Source organism: Paenibacillus sp. YAF4_2 (assembly GCF_052113225.1).
Lineage (GTDB): Bacteria > Bacillota > Bacilli > Paenibacillales > Paenibacillaceae > Pristimantibacillus.
In genome coordinates this window covers 237,572-250,356 of sequence record NZ_JBFRCT010000005.1, presented here as the reverse complement: position 1 = coordinate 250,356, position 12,785 = coordinate 237,572, and the positions used below count along the sequence as shown (strand labels likewise).

The following is a 12,785-nucleotide window of genomic DNA, read 5'->3' as shown; positions in this document are numbered from 1 at the left end:
TTTACGGCGAAATGCCTCACTATTTAGTGAGGCATACTCACTGTCCGTCACCGGAGTGTGCCAGCAATTTCAAGGACAAAAGTATCGTTTTTCTCGCTCAACATGGAGATTCTGTAAAAATAGGTTTACAATAAAAGAAAACGACGCACTTTTTAGGATGTGACTGAAATGACCCAACCTTACTCGTGGAAACGCAACTTGATCATCTTATGGATTGGCGTTTTCTTCTGCAGCACGGCCTATTCTGTATCGATTCCGTTCATTCCGCTGTTCCTACATAATGATCTTGGTGTCAATAGCCATTTGGAAATGTGGTCCGGATTCGCCTTCGGCATTACGTTCCTAGCCAGTGCACTTATCGCGCCATACTGGGGATCACTCGCAGACAAATATGGCCGCAAGCCGATGCTCATTCGTTCGGGCTTCAGCTTAGCGGCACTTTATTTCATTACCTTCTTTGTTCATGATCCATATGTGTTCCTCATCCTGCGGGTATTCCAAGGCTTGCTCGCCGGCTACGTGCCAGCTGCAATTGCACTAGTAGCAACGAATACACCGGAGGATAAATCCGGCTATGCGCTTGGCATTATGGCAACCTCCGGCGCAACGGGCGGGATTATGGGTCCGCTTATCGGCGGTACGGTCAGCCATTACATTGGTAACCGGGAGTCTTTTATTTTCTCCGGCTGTATTGTGCTTGTGGCTGCACTTATCGCAACCTTCTTCGCTACCGAGCAAAAGTTTAACCGCTCCGGCGTACGCTCCTCCGTCATGGATGACTTGAAGCACGCTACGCAAAACAAAGCATTCATGGCGCTGCTTGTCATGTCCGGGCTAGCCATGTTCTCCGTCATGATTCTTGAGCCGCTGCTTACCGTTTATGTGCTGCAGCTCGGGGCGAATCCGGAAGACGCCTCCTTACAATCAGGGATCGTATTCTCAGCTGTCGGGATCGCAACGCTTATCGCTGCTCCGCAATGGGGCAAGATAGGCTCAAAGATCGGCTTTTCTAAAGTACTCTTTATCGGTCTGTTAGGCGGCGGGATCGGCAACTGCCTGCAGTTTTTTGTCGGGCATATTACCGAATTCGGTATTCTGCGCTTTGCGTACGGTCTGTTCTTCGCCGGGGTAACTCCTTCTATTAACGCCATGATCGTGAAGTCGACGGAGACAAGCTTCCGGGGCAGGGCATTCAGCTTGAACCAGTCTTCTACGCAGTTCGCAACGATGCTTGGACCAGTGCTCGGCGGTGTACTCGGCGGAATCATCCCGATTAAATGGGTGTTTATTATTAATGGCCTTATGCTTATCTTCGCCGCTATTCTGGTGAAAAGACAGCATATGGAGGATAAAATGGCCTCTTCCAAAGCAGCCGCTGAGCAATCCTGATCCAGGTATATCGCAACTAGAATAATCCCCCAGACCGCATATATAATGGTAGAGTGAGCCATTATTTCATGGAGGGGAATGGTAAGATTGTTCGGAAAAGTAGCTGCCGATCTGCTCGGCCTAAGTGATATTGGAGCGGTCATCAGACCGGAGAATTACGACAAAGTGGATTCTGACGATTACGTCATGCACGAAGATGGGGAAAAAATTTATTTTCTAATCAAATCAAAAACAGATGAGTACTGCTTCACGAACTATGCGCTCATTCATCTGGACGGAACAAGCGCCGTAAGTAAGAAACGGATGCTGCACCGTTATTCGTACGCAACGAACAAGATCAGCAGCGTAGCGCTGGAAACAGCAGGTACAGTCGACCTTGATGTTGAGATCAAATTTACGATCGGTTCCGTTCCATTCAGCATTGATGTGAACAAGAAGCATATCGAGCAAGTAAAGGACTTATACAAATCCTTGATCAAAATCGCCGAAATTAACCACGAGAACGAGATCAGCCTCGGCTTTGCCCGCCAAAGCCTGGAGCTTGCCTCCTCTACGTTAAGCCATGCGCACAAAGGTGACTACGATGTAGCTGATACGTTCGACAAGCTGAACAAATCAGCATTCGCTTGGCTCGAAGGCGCGCAGAAGCAATATAAAGTGAAAGACTTTGGTCCGATCTTCGAACGATACATTAACCTGTAATCATAAGAAAAAAAGCCGTCCCTTGAACTTGTACAAGGGACGGCTTTTTGTATGAAACACTACACCTGCAGCTCCATATGCCTGATATGCGAGCTCTCAACTTGAATCGTCGAATGCTGGATGCCAAAGCGCTCTTCGATGAGCGCGATAGCTGCCTGCAGCACCTGCTGGCAGTCCGTGCCGTCTGCAACCTGCAGGTGGCAGCTTAACGAATCAAGACCGGATGTTATCGTCCAGATATGCAGATCATGCACATCAACTACGCCTGCAAGCTCCCCAAGCGCCGATCGAACCTCCTGCTCATCTATATTCACTGGGGTCCCTTCCATCAGGATATGAACGGTATGCTTCAGCATTCCCCATGCACTTTTCACGATCAACACAGCAACTACAATCGAAATAATCGGATCAGCAATATTCCAGTCGAACCAATAGATAAGAAGCCCCGCTGCGACCGCACCTACCGAACCAAGCGCATCGCCCAGCACATGCAGATAAGCACTTCGTACATTCAGATTGTTATGGATATCCCCCTTGCGCATGAGCGCCCATGCACTCGCGAGGTTAGCCAAGAGGCCAACTGCCGCAATCAGCATCATCGAGCCGCTGGCCACATCAGGCGGGTCAAACATTCTTCCGACCGCTTCCCATATAATAAAGACAGAAATAACAACAAGGGTAACCCCATTAAATAACGCCGCTAATATTTCAAACCGGTGAAAACCATACGTACGAACCGCCGAAGCCGGACGGGCCGCGAACCATACAGCCACCAGACTGAGAATTAATGCGCTGACGTCGCTCAGCATATGTCCGGAATCCGACAGCAGCGCAAGGCTGTTTGTCACCAATCCACCTACGAACTCCAATACCATAATGCCTGCTGTAATGATTAATGCAATAAATAATCCGGTTTTGTTGCCAGACATATCAAAATGATGATGATGCCCATGGTGGCCATGATCATGACCATGATGATTCGCATGACTGTGGCTATGGCTATGGCTATGGCTATGATTATGACCGCTGCAGCTATGCGCTTGCTCCCCTTCGGAATGGGTATGAGCCTCAGAACCGGTATGTTGATCTTTCCCGTCGCTATGCTCATGACTCATAAGACTGACACCTCACTTTATACATATATGAGCAACTATTCATATGTTTATGATGCCGCAACTCCTATCTTTTGTCAATCCATGGATAAGTTTTGGACCTTATTCATAAAATCCGCCCGCTCTCGGGACTTGACCGATAGTCGGGCGAATCTTGGCTTAATGCTATGGATTGTTTGTATGCTGCACATTTTGCAGCTTCTGGGACGCCTTGCCTTTCCCGTAATGGATCTTATTTTTCTTCTGCTTAGCCTGTGTTTCATGGACCTTCGCTACAAATTCGCTTGTCGATTCCATCGCTTCCAATCCCCTCCTTTGCCATTAGTAGGGTATCCGCGAAGATTTCACCTTATGCGCGTACAAGCCGTTTACAATACCTTGGATAAAAAAACCCGCGTCCGCTCCTGCTGCGAATCATCGAATAACATCTGAGGAGTCCCTTCTTCGACGATCATTCCCTGCTCCATGAACAATACCCGATGACCAACCTCTCGGGCAAAACCCATCTCATGCGTCACGATGACCATCGTCATCCCCTCCGCCGCAAGCTCCTTCATAACAGCAAGCACCTCACCAACCATTTCCGGATCAAGCGCCGACGTTGGCTCATCGAACAGCATAATGCGAGGCTCCATTGCGAGCGCCCTTGCAATCGCAACCCGCTGAGCCTGCCCGCCGGATAACGAAGCCGGATAATGGCCAGCCTTCTCAAGAAGACCAACCTTGCCTAGCAGCGACATGGCAAGCTCCTCTGCTTTCATTGGCGTTTGCTTGCCAACCTGCACAGGCGCGAGTGTAATATTGCGAAGCACATTTAGATGAGGGAATAAATTAAACTGCTGGAACACCATCCCCATTCGAGAACGGATCTCCGTTATTTTGACCCCTGCCTGCATTAAGGAACGGTCTTCGATTCTGATGTCGCCGCTCTCCGGCTTCTCGAGACCGTTCAGGCAGCGAAGCAGTGTCGACTTTCCCGAGCCTGATGGTCCGATAATGACAACAACCTCACCAGGTGCAACCTGCATCGAAACATCCCGCAGGACGGTATTTGTGCCAAATGACTTGTGGAGATTTGTAACCTCAATAATTGGAGCCGTGCTCATCCCGTCACCCCTCTCTTCTCCATCCAGCCCAGCAGCTTGCTAAGCGAATAGGTCAGAATCAGATAGATGAAGGCAGCCGTCAAATACGGCTCCCATACACGCAAATATTGACCGCGCATCACATTGCTCCAGTACATCAACTCCGGCGCCGCAATGAGCGCTACTAGCGAGGAATCCTTGATCAGAACGATAAATTCATTGCCAAAAGCCGGAATCATCCGTTTCACTGCTTGAGGGAGTATGATAAACCGCATCGTCTGACCACTCGTCATACCAAGCGATTGCGCGGCTTCCGTCTGCCCTTTGTCAATGGATTGGATACCCGCCCGATAAATCTCTGCCGTATAAGCCGCTGAGTTCAACGCAAGTGCAGTCACAGCCGCGACGATGGCATCGGTATGTCCAATGCAGGCGGGTACAAGCCCAAAATGCACGATCAAGATTTGCACATATAATGGCGTCCCGCGAAAAAAATGAATATAGCCGCTAATCGGCCAGCTGAAATACCATCTGGTGGACATTTTGCCAAAGCTGACAACAAGCCCAAGAATGGAGCCCAGTACAATGGCTAGCGCGGAGATCCCGATCGTCAGCGCAGCGCCTTTGAGCAGAAGAGGAATATAATCGAAGATAATTTCGAATCGAAAATGCATGCGCTCGTCCTCCTAGTATAGGAAAAGGCATGCGCAACTTGTTTCATTACGCACGCCTTTTGCCGCCTTACTTCGCGTTTAGCACATTGTCGATGTTCGGCTCTTCACCGAACCATTCTTTATAAATCTTCGTATAAGTGCCGTCCTCAAGCAGCTTCGTGACTGCCGGATCCAGCTTCGCCTTGAGCTCACTGCCAGCGGGCAGCAGAATCCCGTAAAACTCCGAACCAAAGTTCGCCGTATCCAGAATCCCCTTCAGCTTACGCTCCGGATTGTTCTTCATATATTCACGAATGATCGCGATATCTGCTACTACCGCATCCACCCCGCCGGAATCCAGCTCCAGCATCGCAACGGCATTGCTGTCGAATCGCTTCAGGTTACTATTGTCATTCCCCATAATGCCAGCCATCAGTGTCTCTGCCGTGGTTGCCCCTTGCACAGCTACTTTCTTATCTTTCAAATCAGCCGCACTTGCGATTGAGCTGCCTTCCTTCACCATTATCATATTCGTAGATTCAAAGTAAGGAATGGAGAAGTCATAGGTCTCTTCCCTCTCAGGCGTGATCGATACGCTGGAGATTCCTGCATCATATGTTTTGCCAGACTCCACTTCCGTGAGCATCGCGTCCCAGCCGGTGTTCTTCAGCTCGTATTTCAGTCCCGCTTCGTCCATGACCGCTTTCAAAAAATCCACGTCAAAGCCTGTAATCTTGTCCTTATCCATAAATTCCATTGGTGCGTAAGCCGCATCAGTTGCGAACTTATACACCTTCTCGCTGCTGTTGCTCTCGCTGCTGCCACTGCTGTTGTCATTCTTTGCTCCACATGCTGCCATCGTCATGATGAGAATACCTGCTGCCAGAACTACGGATAATCGCTTCCCCATTGTCCATTCCACCCTTCTCAACATTGGCCTAGCATAAATTGAGCTGCTCAAGCAATCTATCAATCAGCTAGCAATTTATCAAGAGTTTAGCAGGTTAGGATGGCGGTAAGCAATATAATTTTCACAATATGTAAAATATTCTGACATTTATCTTACACATGAACTAAAAGTCCAAATGGGTCAGTGCTGTATTCACGCTCATCGCCGCTTTACTGCCGCCAGCCGCGGCAACAATAAGCTGGGCAGGAGAAATCGTCGCCGCATCTCCGGCTGTATACACATGCTCAACCGTTGTTTTACCGTAATCATCGATCGCAAGGCCTCCGCTTTCATTCAGCCGGCAGCCTAGTTTCTCTGCAAATCGAATAGCAAGATGCCAGTTCGACGTTACAAAACCTCCCGTACGCGCCACTTCGGTCCCGTCCACGAATACAATTTTTGTCAGACGGCCGTTCTTCCCTCTGAATCCAGCTATCCGCTGCTCGTAAATTCGAATACCCCGGCTATTCAGCTTCGCCCGCTGCTGCGGATCGAAGGAACCAACCCCATTAGTGCACACAATGAGATCCTTACTCCAGTTGTACACCATGGAAGCCATGGAATATCGATGCGATTCATTCTCCGAAATGACAGCAAGTGGCTGATCCCTCATTTCCCATCCATCGCAATAAGGGCAGCTGAACAAGGAAGTACCATAATAATCGGTTACTCCCGTTATGTTAGGAAGCTTTTCCTTGAGGCCAATGGCCAGAATAATCGTCCGCGCCTGAAACACCTCTCCAGCGCTCGTCTGCACCAGGAACAAAGAATGGCCCCGCTTCACCATATCAACAACCTTTGTCCGAGCGATCTGGACAGAGGGATATTTGCTTATATCTGTATACGCAAGACGGCGGAACTCTTCCGGCTTAACGCCATCTCTTGTTATAAAACCATGTGATTCATGCGTAACCGCATTCCTCGGTTTATTATCGTCTAACAGAATAACTGACCGCCTCGCCCTGCCAAGCACAAGCGCCGCATTAAGACCAGCCGGTCCACCGCCGATAATGGCGCAATCATAGAGTTTCATCGTACATCTCTCCTTAAAAGAATTGAAACATGGTTTTGGTTTCAATTCTTACTTCGTAAGCATTAACTTAAAAGAATTGAAACATGGTTTTGGTTTCAATTCTTACTTCGTAAGCATTAACTTAAAGAATTGAAGCATGCCTCTGGTTTCAATTCTTACTTCGTAAGCATTAACTTAAAGAATTGAAACATGCCTCTGGTTTCAATTCACTATCCCTTCAGTATGGCATCTTTATATAGAAACAAAACCGCGAATGGATGAAGTCTCACTCTAATCTTGACCTAAAACATGGGGTCAAGATTAGAGTCTTGCTTCACTTAATACGCGGTTTGTTTGATATTTATTCTATTTAGAATAATAAAAATAATTCCATTCGGCTTTTTTTTCATTTGATATCATGTAGCGGAGGAGTGCCCCAAACGGCTGTTTATTTATGCTACAATAGTAAAGGTTACCATTATTCGTCCCTTATTTTAGGTAAAAGAATAGTTATGAGGTGTTGAAATGAAATCCTTGCGTTTTTTGTCCGTCTTCTTTGCGCTGACCGTCGTCTTCCAGTTCATTCAGCCTGCCGCATACGCCGCAACTTCTGAAACCGAATACACGGTAAATGTGAAAACCTTGGGCGCCGCCGGGAACGGTATCGCCAACGATTCCAAAGCGTTCGCGCTTGCATTTACGAAAGTAACCGAGCATAAGGGCGGCACCGTCATCGTACCTCCCGGCACTTATCTGCTCGATAGTGGCGCTGCGCTTTACATAACGAGCAACGTCAGTCTTGTTGGACAATCCAATCCGACAATTAAATTCAAGAACTTCTCTTCCACGTACAAATTCGGTTATGAAAGTATCGATATTCGGGGGAGTAATATTAAGGTAGAAGGCGTTACCATTGATGGAAACAGCAGCATGAGCCGCGGCATTGGCATCCATTCCGGATCCACGGATGTGCTCGTATCGAAGACTGTCGTTAAAAATATGACGCAATCGAAGGTTGCCTCCGATCCGCATTACAGCGCGCTTATATCGGGCATTTTGATCTACAGCCAAACCTCGGATATTACGATTGACAACTCGATCATCAAGAACATATCAGCCATACATAAGCATCCAGTTGCCCGCGGGATCATGGTCTATGCACAGGATAACCTGCCTTATGCACAAAGGATAAAAATTACAAATAATTACATTACGAACATTACACCGCGTAACGATGCGGACGGTATCTACTTCGACTATCCGTCAACAACGATAAGCGATTCCAACTCGCTTGTTGACAATAACAGGCTCGACCATACGGCTAAACGCGGCATTAAAATCGCAGCGCCGGGCGTTGTGGTCTCCAATAATCATGTCATAAATTCTTATTTGAACAATAACAAGTATCGGTTTACAGTATCGGATGCGGTGCCGCAGGATATGTTCTCTGGTATTTCGGTCTATGCAAACAATGTGACGGTGACGAATAATGTCATTGACGGCGTCGGCAGCTATTATGCTGGCATCGAAGCCGATCTAGGATCACTAAGCAACATTACAATTAAGAACAACACCATTTCAAACGGCTCTGGTGCCACGATAAAAAATACGAACGGGATCCGGCTTGGTGTGATTGCAAATTTCAACGTAGAATCGAATAAAATTTCCAATGCCTGGACGGGTATTTACTCACCGATTACGTTAACCCAAGTGGGCACAATTACTTCCAATTCGATCGACAAAACCGATTTTGGCATTCGATTCTCCCTCTATACCAACTATGCAAATTCTAAGGTTGTACTTAGCAGCAATAATATTACCGCACGTAAATTAAAAATAGAGGCGCTCCCCCATTAGGGAGCACCTCTATTTTTTACCCATTGCGAACAAGCTTCATCTCTTTATTATTCTGCGTTGAATGGACCAGATACAGATATGCATCTATCGTATTATCCTGACATGTAATTTTTGTTTGGAAATATTCGTTCAGGTAGGTTGAGAGATCAATGCCGCCGCCTTCGGGCATTGTGATGGCATTGCCTGTAATTACGCCGTTCGAAGCACTCAGCCACGTCCATATCCCTTTCGCGCCATGACTGAGCGTATTGTCTGTAATGCTGAAGCCGTTTACGTTGCCGATCCGTATCGCCGTTGTATCATTGATATTGCTCCCTACGCCCATCGTCACCTTGTTGCCTGCGACCGTAATATGGCTGATAGGCTCATAAACCCCGATTTCAAGCGCGGCATAATAGCTGCCCGTACCACTCAGCATATTGTTGCGTACGACTGCATCATCCGCATTAATACTTATCCCCGCGTACATATCCGGTGCCAGCTGACCTGTTTTGCCGCTGCCAATGTAATAGTTATTGTTGAGATAACCATTCGTAATCTGATTGCCTTCAATGGTCACGCCGTCAGCATAGATTTGAATGGCGCGCTTCGCACATTTGGCAAACCGGTTATCGCGGATAATACTCCCTGTCGCCACTGCCTGATCAGTCTTGCGGTTCGGGTCCTCGTAGTAAATGCAATCGGAATTGTCTGCCGGGCCTACGTCATGAATGTAGTTGCCGGTGATGACCACCTGCTTCGGCGCCGTTTCCTGCGCCTTCCATGTTGTTGTCACATGAATGCCATGGGCAATGTACGTACCACTGGTCGGATGTTTGGCTGAGATATTCGACACTTCGCTGTCAGCAATGGAAATAAGGTCCGTCTCACCATAAACGACAATCCCCGCAACCATTTGTGAATAATACGGACTACTTGTATCATCGCTTTGCGAGGCGTTAGTGATAAAAGCGTTCGCTATCATCACGTCATTGCTGCCTGCCTGAATGACCACAACACGATTGACCGCATTGCTTCCGTCCAACCCGATGTTGCGCACTTTAATTCCCTTGCCTTTAATTCGCAATAAGTCCCAGCCGAACGCACCCGGCTTCCCTTTAATAACCGTCTCTACTCCATCGCCGTACAGTTTCGTTCCCGAAGGAATTATGAGCGGAGTTTGCGGGTCGACGATATACGTACCGTTCGGCATATACACGATTAAATTACTTTTCACAGCCGAATCAATCGCCTGCTGAATTGCAGCCGTATCATCCGTTTTCCCATCACCCTTCGCTCCGACGTCCCGTACATTAATAGAATTTTCGTAACGGTTAATTTTTTGCGGCTCGGCTTCTCTATGACCCTCGAACAATAGCGAATAAGCAGCAAGTCCCAGAGCGGCCATGGCGATTAAAGCTGCGAACCCGTATTTGTAAGTTTTACGTTTCATAGACGATGCCCTCCCGCATTATTCCTTTGAAGCTGCAGCCTCTTGCCGTGCTCTCCGGATAAGCGTCTCTGTTTTGATGGATGAAGCATTAGCTTTTACTCCGGCTGACTGTTCCCTCTGGAGCACCACAATTATCGTCTGAAACAGTATTTTCAAATCCAGCAGCGGCGAATACGTTTTAATATACATTAAATCATAACGCAGCTTATCAGATGGCGTTGTAGTATAATTTGCCATTACCTGCGCAAGTCCGGTCAGACCGGGCTTAACCATGAGCCGGTAATTATAATGCGGTAGTTCTTCCTTGAACTGGGTGATGAAAAAGTCACGCTCGGGCCGCGGTCCGACCAGGCTCATATCGCTCCGAATGACATTTATAAGCTGCGGCAACTCATCTATCCGCGTAGCACGAATAAATTGTCCGAACCTCGTAATTCTCGGATCGCGTTCGCTTGCGAGCACGGGCCCCGTTCCTTTCTCTGCGTTATCGACCATGCTACGGAATTTAAGCAGCTGGAAGGGCTTCCCGTACAACCCGACCCGCTCCTGCACGAAAAGCGCTTTGCCTCTTGATGTTCTCGGTATGATGATGAACATGAGCAGCATGACTGGCGAGGCAATAAGGAGCAGCGTAATGGAAATAAGCAAGTCAATTGTACGTTTCGCAAAGTGCTCCAGATGCGTCAGCTGCGGAGGAACGACCGAATAAACCATTAGATCGTCTATTTGCTGCGGTTCTGCATCCATTAAATACAGATCATAAAATTCCGGAATAAGCAGCACTTCTATTTGATTCTGACCTGCCGTTCGCATGAGTGCCGTCTTCATTTCTGCGGATAATCCAGGGGCCAGCAGAATGACATGAATATCTTCCCACATTTTATCGTCGCCTTTGAAAGCAGATTTAGGAGCAAGCAAAACCTGCTTCACATCAAACCAGGCATTCCCTTTATGTATAATCTTCTCCAGCATTGATTCGTCCAGCTGAGCTTCCGGTACGATGATCAGTGCGTTCTTCCTTCCAATTCCCTTCATCTGCACGTAGAAGAGCAGCAGACGCAATCCAAACGTGAGCAGCAGTTGGATAAAAAATGCGGAAATAACAATCGTACGCGGCAGGCTGAATGTTTTTACCCAGTAATTGAGGACGATAACTTCTATGACGATTGCAGAATGGGCGAGCACTAAATTATATAAATATTTAGACGGTTTTTGGCGGCCCGCTAAATCATATAGATTGAACAAGTAATACGTTATGACCGTAAACAACCCCAGCCATGGTGCATATTGTACAAAAGAAGCCCATTCGTCCGCCGGTATGCCATCCGGAAATTTGAAGCGATAGGCGATTATATAGCTGGCAAAAACAAAGAAGCAATCCAGCAGCAGTAGTGCCAATTTGATTCCGTTCATTCGGAAAAGCTTGATCATCATCTAGCCCCCTCTTTCTCTATTTACAAGCTATTTAGTGGCTATTCCGGCGTACACTTCTCTCATCTGAGATTTGATTGCGATCAAATCATATTGATGAGCCTGTTCATATCCGTTTTGGCCCAAGCGGGCTCTCAATTCTTGATCGCTGTACAGTTCGTACAGCCTCTGAGCCGTTCCGATATATTCCCCGACCGGAACGACAAAGCCGTTTTGTCCGTTTTTGACCAAATCCCGATTACCTCTTACTGCCGTAACGACCATCGGCTTGCCTACGCCCATCGTTTCAAGCAGCACTTTGGGCAGCCCTTCGCGATGGGAGAGCAGCACAAGCGTATCCGCCATATTCAGCAGCTCCGGCACGTCCTTGCGATAGCCTAGAAAACGAACCTCCTGCTCCAATCCGAGCTCCTTGACCATCGTTTTATATTCCTCTTCGGCATTCCCTGTGCCTGCCAATACGGCAACGACGGGCACCTTCCGTTCTTTCAGCTCTCGGACCGCCCTGATAAGCTGCTCCTGATTTTTGTTACGATTCAGCTCAGCGATGCAAAGCACGACAAACGAATTAGAGGCGATATGCAGCTCTTCCTTCAAAGCAGCAATCCGTTCCTCCTCAATTGCGCGATAACGGCTTAGATCGATACCGACGCCAGGCATGTACACAACCTTGCCCCGCACGGGAAATTTCGCTGCACGGCTGTAGTCTTCGACATTAATCGTGATGAGCCGATCCGTCAGCAAGGACATCGTCCATTCGACCGGGAAGTAGACAAGCCAATTCAGCAATGATGCGCCTTTAAAAAAATGGAAGCCATGCGCTGTATAAACGACGTTGCGGCTGCCGGCGAACAAAGCGGCCAAGCGGCATATGACGCTCGCATTAGGCGTGTGCACATGAATCAAATCGTAGTTCTCTTTCTTAAACCATTTGGTCAGCTCTCCGACTGCCTTTACATTGCCGGCTTTGAGCGGATTTCGGCTAAACGGGATATCCCGGCATTCAAACCCGGCGCTCCGCACATCTTCCGTGCAGTGGTCAGGACTCGCATAGGCATGGACCTCATAACCCTGCTCCTGCAAATCCTTCATAAACGGGATATGAAAGGAAGCCAGATGCGAGTATACCGTTGCCACATAAGCGACTTTCCGAGTGCTCATTC

General features: G+C 47.9%; 12 protein-coding genes. 3 read left to right on the top strand and 9 right to left on the bottom strand.

Features of this window, described 5'->3' with window-relative positions; genetic code table 11:
• Positions 1 to 168 precede the first annotated feature (168 nt).
• Both AB4Y93_RS14210 and AB4Y93_RS14205 read left to right on the top strand, forming a co-directional pair.
• Positions 169 to 1,389, top strand: a complete 1,221-nt coding sequence (locus tag AB4Y93_RS14210; protein WP_441892966.1) for an MFS transporter — start codon at positions 169 to 171, stop codon at positions 1,387 to 1,389.
• Between the two features lie 87 nt (positions 1,390 to 1,476).
• Positions 1,477 to 2,091 carry a PH domain-containing protein gene (locus AB4Y93_RS14205; protein ID WP_441892964.1) on the top strand — a complete coding sequence of 205 codons (615 nt, stop codon included), beginning with the start codon at positions 1,477 to 1,479 and terminating at the stop codon, positions 2,089 to 2,091.
• Between the two features lie 59 nt (positions 2,092 to 2,150).
• On the opposite strand, the gene AB4Y93_RS14200 is transcribed toward AB4Y93_RS14205, so the two are convergent.
• From AB4Y93_RS14200 to AB4Y93_RS14175, 6 genes are all read right to left on the bottom strand, one after another.
• The gene (locus tag AB4Y93_RS14200; RefSeq protein WP_441892962.1) at positions 2,151 to 3,206 is read right to left on the bottom strand and encodes a cation diffusion facilitator family transporter; all 1,056 of its coding nucleotides are present in this window, start codon (positions 3,204 to 3,206) and stop codon (positions 2,151 to 2,153) included.
• Between the two features lie 162 nt (positions 3,207 to 3,368).
• Positions 3,369 to 3,500, bottom strand: a complete 132-nt coding sequence (locus AB4Y93_RS14195; protein ID WP_441892960.1) for a DUF4023 domain-containing protein — start codon at positions 3,498 to 3,500, stop codon at positions 3,369 to 3,371.
• 71 nt (positions 3,501 to 3,571) lie between these two features.
• Entirely contained in the window at positions 3,572 to 4,294 is a 723-nt protein-coding gene (locus AB4Y93_RS14190) for an amino acid ABC transporter ATP-binding protein (protein WP_441893317.1), read from the bottom strand.
• An 11-nt stretch (positions 4,295 to 4,305) separates the two neighbouring features.
• A complete protein-coding gene (locus tag AB4Y93_RS14185) occupies positions 4,306 to 4,962 on the bottom strand; it encodes an amino acid ABC transporter permease (protein ID WP_167278380.1) in 657 nt (218 codons plus the stop codon).
• Between the two features lie 67 nt (positions 4,963 to 5,029).
• Positions 5,030 to 5,851 (bottom strand): basic amino acid ABC transporter substrate-binding protein, encoded by an 822-nt coding sequence (locus AB4Y93_RS14180; RefSeq protein WP_441892958.1) that lies wholly within the window; start codon positions 5,849 to 5,851, stop codon positions 5,030 to 5,032.
• 163 nt (positions 5,852 to 6,014) lie between these two features.
• Positions 6,015 to 6,923, bottom strand: coding sequence for an NAD(P)/FAD-dependent oxidoreductase (locus AB4Y93_RS14175; protein WP_441892957.1), 909 nt, complete (start codon positions 6,921 to 6,923; stop codon positions 6,015 to 6,017).
• 504 nt (positions 6,924 to 7,427) lie between these two features.
• Between AB4Y93_RS14175 and AB4Y93_RS14170 the strand changes: the two genes are divergently transcribed.
• Positions 7,428 to 8,759, top strand: a complete 1,332-nt coding sequence (locus tag AB4Y93_RS14170; protein WP_441892955.1) for a hypothetical protein — start codon at positions 7,428 to 7,430, stop codon at positions 8,757 to 8,759.
• A 16-nt stretch (positions 8,760 to 8,775) separates the two neighbouring features.
• Here the strand turns inward: AB4Y93_RS14170 and AB4Y93_RS14165 are convergent, their stop codons facing one another.
• Genes AB4Y93_RS14165 through AB4Y93_RS14155 form a run of 3 tightly spaced genes read right to left on the bottom strand, consistent with a single transcriptional unit; the run spans position 8,776 to position 12,783 of the window.
• Positions 8,776 to 10,191: a glycosyl hydrolase family 28-related protein gene (locus tag AB4Y93_RS14165; protein ID WP_441892953.1), complete on the bottom strand. Its 1,416-nt coding sequence runs from the start codon at positions 10,189 to 10,191 to the stop codon at positions 8,776 to 8,778.
• Between the two features lie 18 nt (positions 10,192 to 10,209).
• Positions 10,210 to 11,625, bottom strand: coding sequence for a sugar transferase (locus AB4Y93_RS14160; RefSeq protein WP_441892951.1), 1,416 nt, complete (start codon positions 11,623 to 11,625; stop codon positions 10,210 to 10,212).
• Between the two features lie 27 nt (positions 11,626 to 11,652).
• On the bottom strand, positions 11,653 to 12,783 hold the full coding sequence (locus AB4Y93_RS14155; protein ID WP_441892949.1) for a glycosyltransferase family 4 protein: 1,131 nt from the start codon (positions 12,781 to 12,783) through the stop codon (positions 11,653 to 11,655).
• Between the last annotated feature and the right edge of the window lie 2 nt (positions 12,784 to 12,785).